The organism is Rhodococcus sp. 21391, assembly GCF_016772255.1.
GTDB classification, from domain to species: Bacteria; Actinomycetota; Actinomycetes; order Mycobacteriales; family Mycobacteriaceae; genus Rhodococcus_F; species Rhodococcus_F opacus.
Genome location: NZ_CP063781.1, coordinates 3,475,490 through 3,494,873, shown reverse-complemented (window position 1 = coordinate 3,494,873; position 19,384 = coordinate 3,475,490). Strand labels below are relative to the sequence as shown.

The window sequence follows — 19,384 nt, the reverse complement described above, 5'->3', positions numbered from 1 at the left end:
TATGAGTCCGTGGATTGATCTGCATTGGATTCATCAGTTCTTCGGATCTACCGTCGACTTCATGTCGGCCACCCACCTCACGGAGAAGGACACCCGCGCAGCGGCTGCCCTGCAGAACACGCTGCCGACGGGAAATCCGGACCGCAGACTCTCGGCGGCCCTGTGGTGTGCCGGCGTGGCGACCTTTGCCCTGATGTACGCGCCTCAAGGTCTCCTCACGCAAATCGGGCACGACGCCTCCGTGAGCCCGGCTCAGGCTTCACTTCTGGTCTCCGCAGCCACGCTCGGGCTGGCGTTGTCGGTTCTGCCGTGGGCCCGGTTCTCGGATCGAGTGGGGCGCCCCACCGCGATGCGGTACGCGGCGGCAACCGCGGGACTGCTCGCCGTGGCCGTCCCCTGGCTCCCGACGTTCGACGCGCTGGTGGCGGGACGATTCGTCCAAGGCGTGGCGCTCGGTGGACTACCAGCGCTCGCGATGACACTGCTCCACGAGGTCGCGGCGCCGGCCCGGACCACAGCATTGGCCGGTTCCTATGTGGCAGCAACATCGTTGGGTGGTTTGAGTGGTCGCCTTCTGGTCGTCCCGGTCGCCGATCACCTCGGGTGGCGCCCGGCACTGGCGATCCTCGGCGTCGGTCTGGCGATCCTGATGACCATCCTGATCGTGCTGCTACCCACCGGGCGGGGCCGGCGAGCGCTCGTCCCGTCCGCAGGGATCCTTGCCATCCACCTGCGGGATACCCGCCTGCTGGCATTGTTCGGCATCGGCGCGCTACTCGTCGGTGGCATGGTGGCCGTCTTCAACTACCTCCCCTTCCGCCTCGAGGCCGCTCCGTACCACCTCGCGCCGACAGTGGTGTCGCTGATCTTTCTCGCCTACCTGGCGGGCACGGCGGGTTCTCGCGCCGCCGGCTGGATGGTGGGCCGGCTCGGTCACCGAACCGTGCTCATGCTGGCCTGCACTTTCATGGCAGGCGGGACGGTGCTCAGCGTCGCCGGACCGCTGGTCCTGATCCTCCTCGGCGTGGCCGCGATCACCGCCGGGCTCTTCGTCGGCCATGCCGTCGCATCCGGCATGGTCGGCGCCCACGCGAAAACGGGTCGCGCACAGGCAACGGCGCTGTACAACGTCTCGTACTACGCCGGATCCAGCCTGTTCGGCTGGGTCGGAGGAATCGCCTGGGCGAGCGGACAATGGCTCTACGTGGCCGTCCTGGTCCTCGTGCTGACGGCGCTGGCCCTCATCCTCGCGCTCCTCCCATCGACAACCGCACGTCGCGTCGTCGCCGTCGAGTCCTGCTGAAGCGGGAGTTGGGATCTGTCCGGCAGGCCGGAGCCCGTGTCCGGGTGGGGGCCTGCTGTAATGGGGCCAGGACAGAGGGGAGGGTCTGATGAGTGGAATGTTCCTACTCGGTGCGGTGTTGGCCGGCAGTGGAGGTGTTCTGGGGTTGGCAGTCGCACTGTTCGGAGGTGCGGAACCAAGCCGCCTTCGCCTATGTGCGTTGGACGGCCACACCGAAGCCTGTGATGCGCCTCGGGCTTGACCCGAGAGTCGGTCGGGTCGTCGGCCGTCTGGCGCGAAATGCGTGAAGATCAGCTGCGACGGCGGGCAATGTGCAGGACCGCGCCGAAGTGCCGCCGGATGCGGTGATCGGGCCGCTCGGCGATTCGGCGACGAATCTCGCTGTAGAGCCGTTCCCGTTGCCACTTCGCCATGGCGATGTGACCGGAGAAGGTGTCGAGAAGGTCGAGGTAGCCGTCCACGTCGTAGCTGACTTCCCAGTCGAAGTGACGGACCACGACATTGTCGAATAGTCCGCACTCCCACATTTCGGCCCGATGATCGGCGAGTTCACCCGGGCGCGGCCACGTCGCGGCATCTGGGAGACCTTCGCCGATCTCCTCGTAGACGGGCTGAATGTCACGAAAGATCGGGTCCCCACCTTCCGGGAACACGTGTTGTGCACCCCAGAAAGCCAGATGTCCTTCGGGGCGAATGAGGCTGGCCGCCTTGATGTATCGCGTCGAGGGATCGATCCAGTGCCAGGAGGTTGCCGCGAACACGAGGTCGTAGGTCACGCCTGGCGCAGGCCTCCATTGCTCGAAATCGGCGCAGACCACCTCGGCGTGAGGGAACGGCGCTACATTCGCACGCGCGATCGCTGCCAGGTCATGCCCGAGTTCGACCGACGTGACGGTGAAGCCCCGCCGCGCGAGCTCGACGGTGGCCTTGCCCGTACCTCCTCCGATCTCCAGTAGCGAGTCACCTGGGCGCAGCCCGGACGTGAGGACGAGTTCGTCGTAGAGCGCTGACGGATAGCCGGGCCGTGCGGCGTGGTACTTCCCGGCGGCCAACTCGAAGGTGCTCCGAAGCGTACGGCGATCCGTTGTCATGATTCGATCATCTCTGCTCCTCTGCAGATCGATCCAGTTCTATCGGCGATTCGTGGGCTTATCGCCGTCTACCAGCGCTTTGATGCGCTAACCATCAGTGACAGCGACCCGCACAGAGAGGAAGATCAAACAGACCGGTCTCCAGTCTTCTGGCTGAACGTCGCCTGAGGAGCGTGAAGAGGTCGGTCGAATCCGATCCAGCCACCACCAAAGGGATGATCACCATGCCGGTTGTCGAGCAGTCCGTCGTCATTGCCCGTCCTGCGTCGGAAGTGTGGAGTTTTGTCACCGTTGCGGAGAACTGGCCGTCGTGGGAGGCGTCCACCGTTGAATGCGAGCAGCTCACCGACGGGGAACTCGGGGTGGGCACCCGGTGGCGCGGGGTAACCCGCATTCTGGGTAGGCGGCTCGACTGGGTCACCGAATTCGTCGAGTACGAGCCGTTGAAGGTGGCTGCGTCCAGGTCGGTGGAGAGCAAGATCGCCTTCACCGCGACGACAAGGCTCGAGGAAGTCGACGGCGGCACCCTGTTCACCTATCGGACCGACAGCGAAAGTGGCCTCGGAGGAATCTTCGGCAAGCTGGCTGACCCGATAGTCGCGAAGGCGTACTCACGCACGGTGCGAGCAAGCCTGGACAACCTCGCAGACCTGCTCACCATCGACAGCTGACCATGCGGGTCGGCTCTCATTCGGTCGTTCCTCGAGCAGCGATGAGTTTCCGTGTCTCGACGAGTCGTACCTTGCATACGATGTGGCCGACCGAAGGAGCGAGCTGTGGAAGATGTCTGGTCGATGGTGCACGCGGAGCGTGCGGCGCTGATCGACGACCTCGGGAATCTCGACGCCGCGCGGTGGGACGAGCCCTCGCTCTGCGGCGAGTGGACCGTGCACGACGTGGTCGCACACCTGGTCGACACGGCTCGGACGACGCGCCTCGGTTTCATGCTCGGCCTCGCCCGGGCGCGATTCGACTTCGACCGCCAGAACGCACGCGGCGTGGAACGCGAGCGTGGCGCCTCACCGCAGGAGACATTGGAGCGGCTTCGTCGGGCAGCGTCGCGCACGTCGACGCCTCCGGCACCCCTCGACAGCAGGCTCGTCGAGGAGATCGTCCACGGTGAGGACATCCGTCGGCCCTTGGGACTCACCCGCTCCTACCCGGCGGAGGCCGTGGACAGATCGCTCCGCCTCCAGACGCGCACCCCGGCGTCCTTCGGCGGCGCCAAAGAGCTTGTGTCCCGTGTCCGGCTGACGGCAGCGGACGCCGACGTGTCGATAGGCGACGGCCCCGAGGTGAGCGGCACCGCCCTTTCGCTTCTCCTGGCAGTCTCCGGTCGGAGAGTGGCGCTCGACGACCTCGACGGACCGGGCGTGGAGGTCCTCGCGGCGGCGATCTGACGATCCACCGTCCGGAAACCGGGCGACGGTCCACTGGCGGGCGTGATCTGGGCTCCGTATCCCGGGACCTGATCGGGGACCCGGTGACGTCGTCGTAGCAAGCCGGTCCGCGATTGTCGAGCAGGCGCGGCTCGTGTCGCCGGCCTGGATCGGCGGAGCCGTGTCGCCCTCGGGAACGATCAGCGACACATAGCGTTCGCCGAATAGCGTCGCGGGCAGCAACCGCGCCGTCGCGGTGGACGGAAACAGCTGCGCCTTGTCCGGCTGGATCGCGAGATGGCGATTTCATGCGTTCGTTGCACCATCGAGTAGTTCGTTTGACACAGGGAGGCACCGCTAACTGACAGCGTCGACGAGGTAGGTGTTGAGAACTCGTGCAATGTCCGCCAACGCTCGCGGCGTGGTCATACGAATATGCGTGGCATCGATGGGATAATAGTCGATTGAACCAGTTATATATGGTTGCCAGCAACTTTCGGCAACCTCCTGGGTCATCTCGCCAGGTGCGGCGGCGAAGAAAAGCATGTCTCCGTCGAACACGGCGGGGTGGTAGTCGGCGACCAACCGTGGCGCGTCATTGAAGGATTCGACGATCCGCTTCACGTGTGATGGCTGGAGAAACTCGAATGCTCCGGTTCGCAGATGAATCAGTTCGGTCGCTTGTTCAGCCGACATGGTTTCCCCCGCGGCATCGAAGTCTTCGGCACCGAATCCAAACAGATCGGCTAGCTCGACCAGGATGTCTTCAACAGTGAATTCCTGGTTTGCAGTCGATTCCGCTTCGCGGAACCGGCTGTCCAGCATCGCCAGCATCGAGACCTGTTTCCCGAGAAGGCGAAGTCGTGTGGCTACGGCGTGGGCAATAACTCCGCCCAAGGACCAGCCGAGCAGGTGATATGGCCCATCTGGTTGCACGGCCTGGATCTCCCGGACGTAGTGCTCCGCCAACTGTTCGATCGAACGGGGATGCGGGTCGTCTTCGACGAGTTCGGGGGATTGCAGCCCGTAGATTCGCCGTCTCGGTTCGGTGTATCGAGCCAAACCTGCGTAGCACCAAGCCAATCCGCTAGCCGGGTGTATGCAAAAGATCGGGTCGGAATCGCCAGCTGATGTGATCGGGAACAGGACATCGAATGCCGAAGGTCCGGTCGGCACAATAGGTGTCGACCCGTCGGAGACCGCCTCGACTCTACTGGCGATCGCTTCCACCGTGGAGTCACTGAAGAGCCATGTTACTTGCATCTCGACGTCGAGAGCCTCGCGCAGCCGCGCACTGACCTTTGTGGCGAGCAGCGAGTTGCCGCCCAGGGTGAAGAAGTCGTCGTCGAGTCCGATTCGGTCGTGGCCGAGGACGTCGGTGAAGACGTCGGCGATGGTCTGTTCGGTGGGGGTGACCGGTGGTCGGAACTGCCGCTTCAACGGTGTTGGTGCGGGGAGTGCTCGCCGGTCGATCTTGCCGTTGGTGGTCAGGGGTAGTGCGTCGAGGATGGTGATGGGGGTGGGCACCATGTAGTCGGGGAGGTGGTCGGCGGCGAAGGTGTGGATCGTGGTGGGGTCGAGGGGGGTGTGGTTGCGGGGGACGACGTAGCCGACGAGTCGGTCGCCGGTGTGGTGGTCGTGGTGGACTGTCACTGCGGCGTGGGTGATGTCGGGGTGGGTGGTGAGGGTTGCTTCGATTTCGCCGAGTTCGATGCGGTGGCCGCGGATTTTGACTTGGAGGTCGCGGCGGCCGAGGTATTCGAGGTTGCCGTCGGGGTGCCAGCGGACGAGGTCGCCGGTGCGGTACATGCGTTCGCCGGGTGGGCCGTAGGGGTTGGCGACGAACCGTTCGGCGGTCAGTGCGGGGCGGTTGTGGTATCCGCGGGCCAGCTGGATCCCGGCCACATACAACTCGCCCACCACCGCCACCGGTACCGGATGCAGGCGGTGGTCCAGCACGTAGGCGTGGCAGTTGATCTGGGGTGTGCCGATGGGCACCACGCTCTCTTCGTGCTGGGTGCAGCGGTGGCAGATGACGCTGACGGTGGTTTCGGTGGGCCCGTACTGGTTCCATACCGTCGCCGGACCGAACTCCGCCAACCGTGCGACCGTCTGCCCGGACAGCGTTTCACCGCCGAGGTAGACCACCCGCACGCCGCGGAGGACGTCGGGTGATCGGCTGGCCATCAGGGCGGTCAGTACCGTCGGCACCGACGCCACGTGAGTGACCTTCTGTGCCCGGATGAGTTCGGCGAGGTAGTCGGGGTCGTGTTGGCCGTCGGGCCCTGCCAAGACCACGCAGCCACCGACCTGCAGCGGTGCGAAGAGGTCGGGGGTCGATGCGTCGAAGGTCACCGCGTTGCTCTGCAGAAGACGATCACCGGCACGGTGATCGAACGCCTCGACCACCCACTGCACCTCGTTGACGATCGCGCTGTGCGCCACGGTCACTCCCTTTGGGCGGCCGGTCGATCCCGAGGTGAACATCACGTAGGCCGTGTTCTGCGGGCGTAGTGGTGCACGACGGTCCGCGTCGGTCACCGGCGCCCCGGACAGCGGTGACAGATCGATGGTGTCGAGGTGGAGGACCGGTACCGGGTCGGGCGGATCGTCTTGGTCGTCGTGGGTGGTGGTCAGCATGCAGGTGGGTTGTGCCACTGCGAGTATGAAGTGTGTGCGTTCGGCCGGGTGGTCGGGGTCGATGGGCAGGTAAGCTGCACCGGCGGTGAGGGTCGCGTAGACGCCGACGACGAAGTCGATGGAGCGGCGCATTCGTAGTGCCACGATGGTTTCCGGGCCCACACTCTGGGTGATCAGGTGTCGGGCGAGGCGATTGACGCGTGCATCGAACTCGGCGTAGGTCAGTGTTCGGTTTCCGTCCACCACCGCGGGCGCGTCGGGTGTGCGCGTCACCTGCGCACCGAACATCGACACCAGTGTGTCGGTGGTTGTCGCCTGATCGGTGTGGTTCCAGTCCTCGAGGATCAGCTGTTTTTCGGTGGGGTCGAGGAGGTCGAGGTCGCCGACTGGGCTGTCGGGATCGGCCACCGCTGCCTCGAGGAGTCGGGTGAATCGGTCGGCGAATCCGTGGACGGTGTCCTCGTCGAACAGGTCCTGCGCGTAAGTCAGTGCGGCGGTCAAACCTCGAGCGGCACCATCGCGATCGACGCGTTCGCTCACCACCAGCGTGAGGTCGAACTGGGTGGCGGTGTGGTCGATGTCCTCGATACGGGCGGTCAGTCCCGCCAGTTCGAGGTTCGGGTGCTCTTGGTTCTGGAAGACGAGCATGACCTGGAACAGTGGGTGTCGGGTGGTCGATCGTGTCGGGTTGAGGGCTTGTACCACCCGTTCGAACGGCACGTCGGCGTGCTCGAATGCGGCCAGGTCGGTTTCTCGCACCGTCGTGAGCAGTTGGGTGAAGCTGCTGGCAGCATCGACCGGGGTTCGCAGTGCGAGGGTGTTGACGAACATGCCGACCAGGTCGTCGAGGGCCGGGTCGCCGCGGCCGGCGACGGGGGTGCCGATCGCGATATCCGCGGTGCCCGATGTTCGGGCCAGGAATATCGCGAATGCGGTGTGCAGCACCATGAACACGGTCGCGGTGTGTTGTCGTGCGAGTTCGGCTGCCGCGCGGTGGGTGGGCGTGTCGATGGTGAACGTGTGTGTTCGTCCACTATGGGTGACGGCGGGCGGCGTTCGGTTCCCGGGCAGTTCGAGCTGTTCGGGCAGCCCGTCGAGTGTGGAACGCCAGTAGGTCAGTTGCTGCGCGAGCAACGAATCGGGGTCGTCGTCGGAGCCGAGTAGTTCGCGTTGCCACAGGGTGTAGTCGGCGTACTGCACAGTCGGTGCGCTCCAGGCGGGTGGGTTCCCGTGGGTGCGCGCCGTGTAGGCGGTCATGAGATCCCGGGCCAGCGGGGCGATCGAGGAGCCGTCGGCGCAGATGTGGTGCAGCACCACGGCGAGCACGTGCTCGTTGTCGGCCGTCTCGAACAAGGCGGCCCGCACCGGCACCGAGGTGGTGACGTCGAACTCGGCGGAGGCCATCGACAGCAGTCGCGTGGCGAGCTCGTTCTCGGTCACCGCGGCCGATTCGACCGCCCCGCTGACCTCGGCCGCCGGGACGACCACTTGGTGCGGGCCGGTCTCGGATTCGGGGTAGATCGTCCGGAGGGTCTCGTGCCGGTCCACGACGTCTGCGATCGCTGCCAGTAGTGCGGCCGTGTCCATGGTTCCCGACAGGCGCACGGCGAATGGAATGTTGTAGACCGGTGAGTGTGGGTCGAACCGGTTGAGGAACCAGATGCGTTGCTGCGCATACGATAGCGGGATGTGTTCGGGTCGGGTCCGCGGAACCAGGGGTGGGTGTGCACCCGCCGTCGCCCGGGACTCGAGCCACGTCGACAGTGCCTGCACCGACGACGCCTCGAACAGCACCCGCATCGGTACCCGCGCATCCATTGCTGCACCCAGCCGGGACACCACCTGCGTCGCGAGCAGCGAGTTGCCGCCCAGGGTGAAGAAGTCGTCGTCGAGCCCGACCCGCTCGCGATCGAGGACATCTGCGAACACGCCGGCAACGACCCCCTCTGCCACCGTCACCGGCGCCCGGTACTGCGGCACCGGAAACACCGGTGCCGGCAACGCCCGCCGATCCACCTTCCCACTGGCCGTCAACGGCAAACGATCCAGCACGGTAATCGGTGAGGGCACCATGTAGTCGGGGAGGTGGTCGGCGGCGAAGGTGTGGATCGTGGTGGGGTCGAGGGGGGTGTGGTTGCGGGGGACGACGTAGCCGACGAGTCGGTCGCCGGTGTGGTGGTCGTGGTGGACTGTCACTGCGGCGTGGGTGATGTCGGGGTGGGTGGTGAGGGTTGCTTCGATTTCGCCGAGTTCGATGCGGTGGCCGCGGATTTTGACTTGGAGGTCGCGGCGGCCGAGGTATTCGAGGTTGCCGTCGGGGTGCCAGCGGACGAGGTCGCCGGTGCGGTACATGCGTTCGCCGGGTGGGCCGTAGGGGTTGGCGACGAACCGTTCGGCGGTCAGTGCGGGCCGGTTGTGGTATCCGCGGGCCAGCTGGATCCCGGCCACATACAACTCGCCCACCACCGCCACCGGTACCGGATGCAGGCGGTGGTCCAGCACGTAGGCGTGGCAGTTGATCTGGGGTGTGCCGATGGGCACCACGCTCTCTTCGTGCTGGGTGCAGCGGTGGCAGATGACGCTGACGGTGGTTTCGGTGGGCCCGTACTGGTTCCATACCGTCGCCGGACCGAACTCCGCCAACCGTGCGACAGTCTGCCCGGACAGCGTTTCACCGCCGAGGTAGACCACCCGCACGCCGCGGAGGACGTCGGGTGATCGGCTGGCCATCAGGGCGGTCAGTACCGTCGGCACCGACGACATGTGGGTAATCGCTCGGGTGCGGATGAGTTCGGCGAGGTAGTCGGGGTCGCGTTGGCCGTCGGGCCCTGCCAAGACCACGCAGCCCCCGACCTGCAGCGGTGCGAAGAGGTCGGGGGTCGATGCGTCGAAGGTCACCGCGTTGCTCTGCAGAAGACGGTCACCCAAGCCGTAGTCGAACGCAACCCACTGCACCTCGTTGACGATCGCGCTGTGCGCCACGGTCACTCCCTTTGGGCGGCCGGTCGATCCCGAGGTGAACATCACGTAGGCCGTGTTCTGCGGGCGTAGTGGTGCACGACGGTCCGCGTCGGTCACCGGCGCCCCGGACAGCGGTGACAGATCGATGGTGTCGAGGTGGAGGACCGGTACCGGGTCGGGCGGATCGTCTTGGTCGTCGTGGGTGGTGGTCAGCATGCAGGTGGGTTGTGCCACTGCGAGTATGAAGTGTGTGCGTTCGGCCGGGTGGTCGGGGTCGATGGGCAGGTAAGCTGCACCGGCGGTGAGGGTCGCGTAGACGCCGACGACGAAGTCGATGGAGCGGCGCATTCGTAGTGCCACGATGGTTTCCGGGCCCACACTCTGGGTGATCAGGTGTCGGGCGAGGCGATTGACGCGTGCATCGAACTCGGCGTAGGTCAGTGTTCGGTTTCCGTCCACCACCGCGGGCGCGTCGGGTGTGCGCGTCACCTGCGCACCGAACATCGACACCAGTGTGTCGGTGGTTGTCGCCTGATCGGTGTGGTTCCAGTCCTCGAGGATCAGCTGTTTTTCGGTGGGGTCGAGGAGGTCGATGTCGCCGACCCGACTCCCCGCATCGGCAATCATGGTTCCGAGGACACGCAGGTATCGGTCCAGCAGGGCTTGGACGTATGGTTCGTCGAACAGGTCGTGGAGGTATGTCAGGGTTAGTCGGATTTGGGTGTCGTCGGTGATTTTCAGGGCGAGGGGGTAGTGGGTGTTGTCGTTGGCTCTGACGCCGGCGAGGGTTATGCCGTCGGGTGCGTCGGCCTGTTCGGTAAGTGTGGTCTGCTCGACGGGATATGATTCGAACACCGTCAGCGTGTCGAACAGGGCGTCGGTTGTCCCGGCGGCTTGCTGAATGTCGGTGAGCCCGAGATAGAGGTGGTCGAGCAGGTCGGCCTGTTCACGGTGCATCCGCGTCAGTAGTTGGGTGATCGACTCGTCCGGGTCCGCCCGCACCCTGACCGGCACCGTGTTGATGAACAGTCCGATCATCGATTCCACGCCTGCGAGCTGGGGTGGCCGTCCTGACACGGTGCTGCCGAAGACTGTGTCGTCGCGGCCGGTCATCCGCATCGTCAGAATTCCCCAGGCAGCCTGCATCACCGTGTTGACGGTGACATCGAGCCGGGCGGCCAACTCGGACAGGGCACGTGTTTTGTGCTCGCCGAGATCGGCGGTTACTTCACCCGCCCGCGAGGAGATCTCTCGGCCCGGGTCGGCGGGGGCGAGCAGAGTCGGGCCCTCGACACCCTCGAGTGCCGCCGCCCAGACCCGCCGCGACGTCGCCTCGTCCTGTTCGGCGCGCCACTCGAGATAACTGCGATACGGACGGGCGGGAGGCAACGCCGACGCCTGGTCGCCGGCGGCATAGAGTGCGAGCATGTCCGTCATCAGCAGTGGCATGGACCATCCGTCGAGCAGGATGTGGTGGTTGGCGACGACCAGCTCGTACCGGTCCTCGGCGACGGTGACCAGTGTGAACCGGATCAACGGCGGTGCGGTCATGTCGAAGTGTGTGGCCTGGTCGTCGGCCAGCAGTCGCGTCAACGCGTCCGGGCGAGTGGTGTCGTCGACGTCGCGGAGATCGACCTCGCGCCATGGCACCGGCACCTTGTCGAGGACCAGCTGCACGGGTATGCCGTCGGCTCCCTCGACGAACGCCACCCGCAAGTTCGGGTGCCGATTCAGTACCGCCTGTGCCGCCCTATGCAACCGGGTGGCGTCCACCCGGCCTGTGAGGGTGAACACGACCTGCATCGAGTACACGTCGACCGACGACGCGGCCAACAGAGCGTGGAACAGCAGACCCGACTGCAGCGGCGTCAGGGGCCACACGTCCGTGACCGCCGGATACGCCGCTTCCCAGCGGTCGATGTCCGATTGACGTGTGGTGACCAACGGTAGATCCGACGGTGTCAGCCCGCCGGCGTCGGGGGTCTGCGCATGGGTGGCGAGCGCGGCGAGCGCAGCACACCATTTCTCCGCCAAGTCCTGCACATCGGTCCGCCCGATTGCCCCCGTCGGGAACGTGAACGTGGCGCCCAGCACCGGACCCTCGCTGCCGTCGGTGACGATCGCATTGATGTCGACGACGCCGTTCGCCGGCATGTCGGCATCTCCCGGGGCGGCGATGTCGCCGAGATGGCCGCACGGTGCCCACTGCGCCCCCGGCATCTCGTTCGGAACACCACCGCCGGACACCCGGCCGAGGTAGTTGAAGCTGATCTGGCCGACCGGCAGCGACCGCAGCTGCTCGGCTGTTTCCCGATTCAGGTAGCGCAGCAGCCCGTAGCCGATTCCCCTGTCCGGTATAGACCTCAGCTGCTCCTTGATCGACTTGACCACCACACCGGCCGCGGCGCCACCGGTGAAGGCCTCGTCGAGGTCGGCGGCCCCGATATCCAGACGGACCGGCAACACTGTGGTGAACCATCCCACCGTCCGAGACAGATCCGCTCCCGCGGCAATCTGCTCCTGACGGCCGTGTCCCTCGAGTTGGATCAGCGTCGAGGATTCGGAGACCTTTCGCGCGCGCCGCCACCGGCAGACGGCTAATGCCAATGCCGCCAACAGTCCATCCTCGACGCCGCCGTGGAACAGTGTCGGCAAGGTCGTCAGGAGTGATGCCGTCACCGGCGCCGGTACGCTCACCTCGACCCGGTCGAGGGTGGATCCCACATCGATAGCCGCGTTGAACGGGCGGAGGCCCAATACCGGGTCGGGCGCCTGCAGCAGCGCCTGCCACATCGGCAACTCCGCCAGCCGCGCCGGGGCCGACGACTCCTCGACCAACGCGTGCGCCCACCGACGCATCGACGTTCCGGCGGGATCCAACACCGGAGTGTGCCCAGCGGACACCTGCGCCCACGCGGAGGCCAAGTCCGGCAGGATTATCCGCCACGACACCCCGTCGATCACCAGGTGGTGCGCGACGATCAGCAGCCGGCCCGGCCGCTGCGCGGTGCTGCATCCCGACCGGAAATCGAGCCACACGAACTGCACCATCACGCCCGTCGTCGGCGCCAACCGCCCCAACGCCGCATCCAATTGCGCCGCCGCCAACGCCGCCGCGGCTTCCTCGTCGAGATCGGCGGTGACCTCCACCCGACGAACAAGGCCGTCCACATCGATGGCATCCAACCCACCGACTTCCAGACCCCACCCGCGTTCGTCGCCGACAAGTCGCGAACGGAAAATGTCGTGGTGATCGAGGACGGCCTCGACCGTCGCCACCAGCTCACCGCGCTCAATTCCGGGCGGCAACTCCACCAACATGTGTTGCGAGAATCGACCGAAGCCACCGCCCCGCTCGATCAGCGCCCGCGCGACCGGGGTCAGCGGCATCCACCCGATACCGCCGCCCGGCAACTCCTCGAGCGCCACCGGCAGTCCGGAGTCCTCGGGACGCTGCGCGACTTCAGCCAAGCCGCCGACAGTCCTGCGCTCGAAAACATCGCGTGAGGAGAACACCACGCCCCGGGCTTTCGCGCGCGAGACCAACTGAATCGCGACGATGCTGTCGCCACCGAGAGCGAAGAACGACTCGTCAACCCCGACGCGGTCGATGCCGAGGACGTCGGCGAAGACGTCGGCGATGGTCTGTTCGGTGGGGGTGACCGGTGGTCGGAACTGCCGGTTCAACGGTGTTGGTGCGGGGAGTGCTCGCCGGTCGATCTTGCCGTTGGTGGTCAGGGGTAGTGCGTCGAGGATGGTGATGGGGGTGGGCACCATGTAGTCGGGGAGGTGGTCGGCGGCGAAGGTGTGGATCGTGGTGGGGTCGAGGGGGGTGTGGTTGCGGGGGACGACGTAGCCGACGAGTCGGTCGCCGGTGTGGTGGTCGTGGTGGACTGTCACTGCGGCGTGGGTGATGTCGGGGTGGGTGGTGAGGGTTGCTTCGATTTCGCCGAGTTCGATGCGGTGGCCGCGGATTTTGACTTGGAGGTCGCGGCGGCCGAGGTATTCGAGGTTGCCGTCGGGGTGCCAGCGGACGAGGTCGCCGGTGCGGTACATGCGTTCGCCGGGTGGGCCGTAGGGGTTGGCGACGAACCGTTCGGCGGTCAGTGCGGGCCGGTTGTGGTATCCGCGGGCCAGCTGGATCCCGGCCAGGTGCAGTTCTGCGGTCACGCCGGTGGGGACGGGCCGGAGTCGGTCGTCGAGGACGTAGGCATGGGTGCCGCGGATCGGGCCGCCGATGGTGACCGGGCCGCCGGGTGGCAGTGGTCCGCTGCAGTTGCTCATCACGGTTGTTTCGGTGGGGCCGTAGCCGTTGAAGAAGCGGCGGGGTGCGTGGGTGGGGGAGGTGTCGGTGTGTGTGGCCCAGCGGGTGAGCAGGTCGGGGGTGCAGGCCTCGCCGGCCGAGAGGACGGTGTGCAGGGTGTGGAGGTGGGTGGGGTCCATCGTGGCCAGTGCGGCCGGTGTGATCACGGCGTGGGTGACGTGGTTGGTGTGGAGGAGTTGGGTGAGTTCGTCGCCGCCGAAGACGGTGGGTGGGGCGATGACCATGGTGGCGCTGGATCCGGCGGCGAGGAGCAGTTCGAAGACCGAGGCGTCGAAGCTCGGGGATGCCACGGCCAGGGTGCGGGAGTCGGGGGTGATGGTGAATCGTTCGCGTTGTTCGGCGGCGAGGTTGGCCAGCCCTTGGTGGGTGACGACGACGCCTTTGGGGGTGCCGGTGGAGCCGGAGGTGTAGAGCAGGTAGGCGGTGTTGGTGGTGTGCAGGGGTCGGAGTCGGTCGGTGTCGGTGATCGGACCTGAATCCATGGTGTTGCAGCGGGTTTCGAGGTCGGGGGTGTCGATGACGAGCCAGGGCAGTGGTTCGGGCAGGGTGGTGGCGTGCTCGGTGGTGGTCACTCCGAGTGCGGCTCGGGAGTCCGAGAGCATGTGGGTGATGCGGTCTTTCGGGTAGTTCGGGTCGATCGGGAGGAACGCGGCGCCGGTTTTGGTGGTCGCCCAGACTGCGAGGATCGCTTCGGGGGAGCGGGGGAGTGCGATGGCGACGGTGTCTTCGGTGCCGATGCCTTCGGCGATCAGGATCCGTGCCAGTTGGGAGGATGCGGTGTCGAGTTGTTCGTAGGACAGGTGGTGGTCTTCGTATGTCACCGCCGGTGCGGTGCGGTTGTGTGCTGCGGCGGTGGTGAGCAGTTGTGGCAGTGTCGTTGCGGGGTGTTCGGGGCCGCCGGTGCGGTCGAGCAGGTTCCGTCGTTCGTCGGCGTCGAGGAGGTCGAGGTCGCCGACCCGACTCCCCGCATCGGCAGAAAGGAAGCGGTCGAGAAAGGACAACAAGCGGTCGTGATGACATTTGAGAACGTCGTCGTCGTACAGGCTTGGGTTGGCTTGGAAGTCGATGTGCGTCGTGGTGCCGCCCACGCTCGGGTAGATGTTGACGAAAAGATCGTCGACGAGCCCGGAGGTCAACACGTGCAGTCGGCCGAGGTGCGGGCCCAGCCGGATCTCTCGGTCGGCCGGCATGATGTTGAGAGTCGGACCAAACGAGCGATTGCGGCTGATGTCCGTGCCGAGATCACGGCAGATGTCCTCACGGCGGTACCGCTGCCGCCGCAGCGCCCCGGTCAACTCGAGCTGGGCGGAGTGGATCAGTGTCCCGATCGTCACGTCCGCGCCCACGTCGAGCTGCAGCGGCACGACATTGGCCACCATCCCACCTGAGCGTCGCAGCGGTGCGGTCGTTCGGGCCGAAACCGGCAGACTGAGTACGATGTCCGATCTGCCTGTCATCCGGCACAGGAAGCCGGCAAGAGCAGCGACCAAGACCGTTGCTGCACTCGAGTTGTGCTTCGTTGCGACCGAATCGAGCAATGAGGCTACGTCGTGTGACAAGGCCGCGCTGGCCACTCGCGGATGCGCCTCGACGGGCGCCGACCGCCCGGCCAGGCTCGCAGGTTCCGGCAGTCCCGAGGTCCGTTCCGCCCAGTACCGCCGATCCGCCTCGAAGCGATCCGAGTTCCGGTAGGCAGCATCGATTTCAACGATCTGTGCGAGGTCCAGCACGCGGAGCGGCGGGGCCTCGACACCGGCAACTGCGGCCGTATACAACTCGGCAATACGCTGCATCAGCGTCATGGCGCCGTAGCCGTCGAGGGCGATGTGGTGAACGCGTGAGTACCAGTAGTAGTGCCGGTCGTCGACTCGGAGGATCGCCGAGACTGCGAGCGCATCGTGGAGGAGGTCTATCGGGGTGCTGAACTCGCTGCGCATCCACTGCTGCGCGACGACGCTCGGGTCGTCCTCCGCGCGAAAGTCGATTCGCCGGACCCCGCTGTCGGAAGAGTCGTCGACCAGTTGATAAAGCTCACCGTCGTGATCGACCAGGCGTAAGAACCCGGAACCGAACTCCCTGGCCGCGACGCGACTGGTCGCCTCGAGCAAATCGATATCCAACTCGCCGAAGACCTCGACGTACTGCGCGATCGTGATCGGGAGCTCGCCGGCCAGTTGCTGGGCGAACCAGATTCCCTTTTGCGCGGCCGATAAACGGCATGCCTCGGACGGAAGGGCTCCCGAGCACATTTCAATTCCTGGAATCGGTGGCGGGACGGCGTCCACGACTCTTCTCCGATCTGCTCTTCGCACCAGGAGGCGTGCAAGGGTTGGGCTCGGGCCCGACCTCGGCGTGCTGGAGTTGCATGGATGTCCGCGCGCACGTGGTGTAGGCCGCTTCTCCCGCCTGATCGAAATGTGTTGCCACGTTGGCGAAGAACTTGTTCTCGTTGAGTAGTGCGAGCACTGTCGTGTAGCGGTCGGGACGGTGCTCGACGACGAGGCTGCCGCCCGCGTGCAGGAGCCGTGCCGCCGCAACAATCGTTTGCCGGGCGAGCTTCAGCCCATCCGTGCCGCTGACCAAGGCCGGTCGGCGGTACTCGCCGCACTGTGAGGGAAGGTCTTCGTCGTCGGGAATGCACGGTGGACGGGCGAGGACCAGATCGGCCGTTCCGGCAAGGCCGGACAATAGATTGGGCGTGCTGACGGCGCTTTCGTGAAGCACGATCGGCCTCTCGCCGAGGCGGATCTGACGTTCGATGTTGCGTCGCGCCACGTTCAGGGCTGTCGGATCCGCATCCACGGCATGTACACCGGCATCGGCTCGGGCATGCGCGATTGCCAGGGCGATTGCTCCCGAACCGGTGCACAGATCCACGACCACTGGAGTCGTGACATGTGAAATATCGGCGAGGGCCTCGGCAAGTACAAGTTCGGTGTTGGCCCTGGGTGCTGGCACACCGGGGTAGACCCACACTTCTATACCGCCCAGTTCGGCCCGCGAGAGTCGTCGCCTAGCTCGATCGATGGCGTCACTCGAGGTCTGCGGACCAACGCTGTGGGCGAGGGCGGGGGATCTGCCGGCGCTGATCGTGAGGGCCCTGCGCATGGCGGCCGCCTTCACCAGGGTCTCGGTGAACTCTTCGTCGGGGTCGGATAATGCGACGATGGCGCCCCCGATCCCGAAGCTCACTGTCCCGTGCCGGGACACCATGGTTCGGATGACGATGCTGAGGTCGGCGGTGCCGTTGATGGACAGCCAGCCGAGGGCGCCCGAGTACACGCCTCGCGGCCCCTCCTCCAGCCGATCGATGATTTCCATGGTGCGTATCTTCGGTGCTCCGGTCATCGAGCCACCCGGGAAGCAGGCGCGCACGCACCCGACTGCAGTCGCGTCGCTGCGCAGCGTCCCACGCACCGTCGACACGAGTTGGTGGACCGGTGCGTAGGTTTCGACGTCGAACAATCGCGGTACATGCACCGAACCGGGAGTGCAGACCCGTGAGAGATCGTTGCGCACGAGGTCGACGATCATGAGGTTCTCGGCCCGGTCCTTCTCGCTCGTCAGCAGGTCCTGGCGGAGCGCGTCGTCCGTCGCAGCGGTTGCTCCTCGCGGCCGGGTGCCCTTGATCGGCTTGGACTCCACTACCCGGTCGGCGTCCACGCGCAGAAACCTCTCGGGGGAGGCGCTGAGTATGTCCGCTGCCTCGAACCTCAGGAGTGCTGCGTAGGGCACTGGAGTGATCGATCGGAGGTAGGCGAAGGTTTCGACGGGGTCTATCTCGACATCGATCTGGGCGTGGTTCGTCAAGCACACTTCGTAGGTTTCGCCGACCCGAATGTTCTCCAAACAGGTACGGATCTTGTCGAGGTAGGTTTCACGGTTGTGGCGCAGCGTCATGCGCGGGTCTGCCGCGGACCTGATGAGCGGCCGCGCGGGAAGCGCATCGTCGGTCGTGACGGGCAATCGGTTGATTACCTGGGCCGTACGGCGCATCCAGTCGCGGGTTTCGGGTTCGTGGGCGTGCTCGCTGAGCGCCAGCAGGTAGCAGCTGCCGTCGACGTGGTCGATCACGACTGCGCGGTCGGCGAAGACCAGGGCAGCGTCCGGTGTGTCCGCGGAGTGTTGCGCATTGCCGTCGGCTTCGGCCTTCAACTCGTAGCCCAGGTAGCCCACGTAACCCAGATTGAACGAGAACGGCAGGTCCGGCGATGCCGGCACAGCGCGGGCCCGCAACTGTTCGTCGAGATAGTCGAAGAATCGCACGCGTCGTCTGCCGGCCGGAACGCCGGAACGGTGCACCAGGACGGTGCCGTCCGCGACGTCGTACGTGATGTACTCGGCGCGTGGGCCAGATGCGTCGCCCATGATGGTGAAGCGGGCGTCCGACTCCACTGTGGAGCTGCCATCGAGCCAAAAACTGTTGGGGCCGTCTGCGAACAGGCGCTCATACACCGTCTGTGGGTCGACTCGCCGATCTATCCGTCGTGTTTCCACCACGTATGGCGATAAGGTCCGCGGCCGACGCCGAGGCTTCGGGGCGGATCCGTTCCGGCGGGTCGGGGTGAGGTCACGGAAGTTGGCGAGGAGTTGACGTCCATGAGCGGTGCAGACCGACTCCGGATGAAATTGCACCCCCCACAGCGGGCGCTCGCGGTGCCTTACCCCCATGAGGATCCCGTCGGATGTCCACGCAGTTGGCTCCAGCGCATCAGGGAGATCTTCGACGGCGAGAGAGTGGTACCGGACGACCGACAGGGGCGAGGGGAGGCCCGCGAACAATTCTCTTCCGTCGTGGAATACCTCTGAGTTGCGACCGTGCCTCGGCTCTGGTGCCAAGACGACATGCGCACCGAACAGTTGGCATAAACCCTGATGGCCGAGGCACACTCCTAGCGTTGGAAGCCCACCCTGCAGAATGGCCCGCGAGCTGATGCCGAAGTCGCGTTCGCTTGCGGGACGACCGGGCCCCGGAGAGATCACGATATTGTCGAACTCGGTCAGTTCGATCGCACGCCAGTCGACGTCGTTGCGCACCACCGTCGGCGGGCACCCGTTGACCTCGCTGAGAAAGCTGTAGAGGTTGTATGTGAAGGAGTCGTAGTTGTCGATCAACAACGTCTTGGTAAACATCGTTCGCCCGGTTCTCGGCGTGTGAGGGATGCGACACTGCGGTGTCACTCGCCGGTGCACCGATGTGAAGAGGTCCCTCGACTTATTGCAGGAGCTTTCGTCTGAGCGCGCACCACCCGTGGCGCCCTCCTCCAGCACGGGGAAAGCTCGTGTGATTCATTGACTGGGGGCGTTGCCACCAAGACCTCTCGACGTGTCGGCCCCGTTGGGAGGCTCCGCCGACCTGAGGAAAACTGACCGGCTGCGCCTGAGTGCCGGCGATGCCCGCTCGTGCATTCTTGGGGACGAGCCGGCCGGGGGACAACTGGGTCCTTGTACCGTCGATACGGTGGGCCTGATGGACATGATCAATCCTTAGGAGGGCTATTTAGCCTGTCTATCAACGCAACCCGCCCAGACCCCGACACGCCGCGCGAGGCGCGCACTCCACCTTAAGTCACGAAAGTCTGTGGATACAAGGGCACCCAACCGGGTAAACCACAGAGCAAATGGTCGGTTCCATTCGCGGAGGGCGACGGTGTGACCTGGGGCCTCTGGCGCACGAAAGTGATTG

Annotated in this window: 6 protein-coding genes and 1 pseudogene; 3 read left to right on the top strand and 4 right to left on the bottom strand. The window is 65.6% G+C overall.

Features of this window, described 5'->3' with window-relative positions; translation table 11 throughout:
- The first annotated feature begins 1 nt into the window (after window position 1).
- Window positions 2–1,303 carry an MFS transporter gene (locus tag GO592_RS16280; protein ID WP_007296957.1) on the top strand — a complete coding sequence of 434 codons (1,302 nt, stop codon included), beginning with the start codon at window positions 2–4 and terminating at the stop codon, window positions 1,301–1,303.
- 290 nt (window positions 1,304–1,593) lie between these two features.
- Here the strand turns inward: GO592_RS16280 and GO592_RS16275 are convergent, their stop codons facing one another.
- Window positions 1,594–2,394 carry a class I SAM-dependent methyltransferase gene (locus GO592_RS16275; RefSeq protein WP_007296958.1) on the bottom strand — a complete coding sequence of 267 codons (801 nt, stop codon included), beginning with the start codon at window positions 2,392–2,394 and terminating at the stop codon, window positions 1,594–1,596.
- Between the two features lie 215 nt (window positions 2,395–2,609).
- Between GO592_RS16275 and GO592_RS16270 the strand changes: the two genes are divergently transcribed.
- Together GO592_RS16270 and GO592_RS16265 are read left to right on the top strand one after the other, a co-directional pair.
- Window positions 2,610–3,065 carry an SRPBCC family protein gene (locus GO592_RS16270; protein ID WP_005240690.1) on the top strand — a complete coding sequence of 152 codons (456 nt, stop codon included), beginning with the start codon at window positions 2,610–2,612 and terminating at the stop codon, window positions 3,063–3,065.
- A gap of 105 nt (window positions 3,066–3,170) precedes the next feature.
- On the top strand, window positions 3,171–3,794 hold the full coding sequence (locus tag GO592_RS16265) for a maleylpyruvate isomerase family mycothiol-dependent enzyme (RefSeq protein WP_007296960.1): 624 nt from the start codon (window positions 3,171–3,173) through the stop codon (window positions 3,792–3,794).
- Between the two features lie 126 nt (window positions 3,795–3,920).
- On the opposite strand, the pseudogene GO592_RS44470 reads toward GO592_RS16265, so the two are convergent.
- The 3 genes and pseudogenes from GO592_RS44470 to pabB form a co-directional block, all read right to left on the bottom strand.
- Window positions 3,921–4,070 (bottom strand): annotated as a pseudogene (locus tag GO592_RS44470) (MCE family protein); the annotation flags it as partial.
- Between the two features lie 60 nt (window positions 4,071–4,130).
- Window positions 4,131–15,947: an amino acid adenylation domain-containing protein gene (locus tag GO592_RS16260; RefSeq protein ID WP_202715199.1), complete on the bottom strand. Its 11,817-nt coding sequence runs from the start codon at window positions 15,945–15,947 to the stop codon at window positions 4,131–4,133.
- Between the two features lies 1 nt (window position 15,948).
- Window positions 15,949–18,831, bottom strand: a complete 2,883-nt coding sequence (gene pabB, locus GO592_RS16255) for an aminodeoxychorismate synthase component I (protein WP_039950734.1) — start codon at window positions 18,829–18,831, stop codon at window positions 15,949–15,951.
- Window positions 18,832–19,384 lie beyond the last annotated feature (553 nt).

What these genes read in the sequence shown, in the direction of transcription:
- GO592_RS16280 (WP_007296957.1), top strand. Translation starts at nt 2, where the DNA reads ATGAGTCCGTGGATTGATCTGCATTGGATTCATCAGTTCTTCGGATCT.
- GO592_RS16275 (WP_007296958.1), bottom strand. Translation starts at nt 2,394, where the DNA reads ATGACAACGGATCGCCGTACGCTTCGGAGCACCTTCGAGTTGGCCGCC.
- GO592_RS16270 (WP_005240690.1), top strand. Translation starts at nt 2,610, where the DNA reads ATGATCACCATGCCGGTTGTCGAGCAGTCCGTCGTCATTGCCCGTCCT.
- pabB (WP_039950734.1), bottom strand. Translation starts at nt 18,831, where the DNA reads ATGTTTACCAAGACGTTGTTGATCGACAACTACGACTCCTTCACATAC.
- GO592_RS16260 (WP_202715199.1), bottom strand. Translation starts at nt 15,947, where the DNA reads ATGTGCTCGGGAGCCCTTCCGTCCGAGGCATGCCGTTTATCGGCCGCG.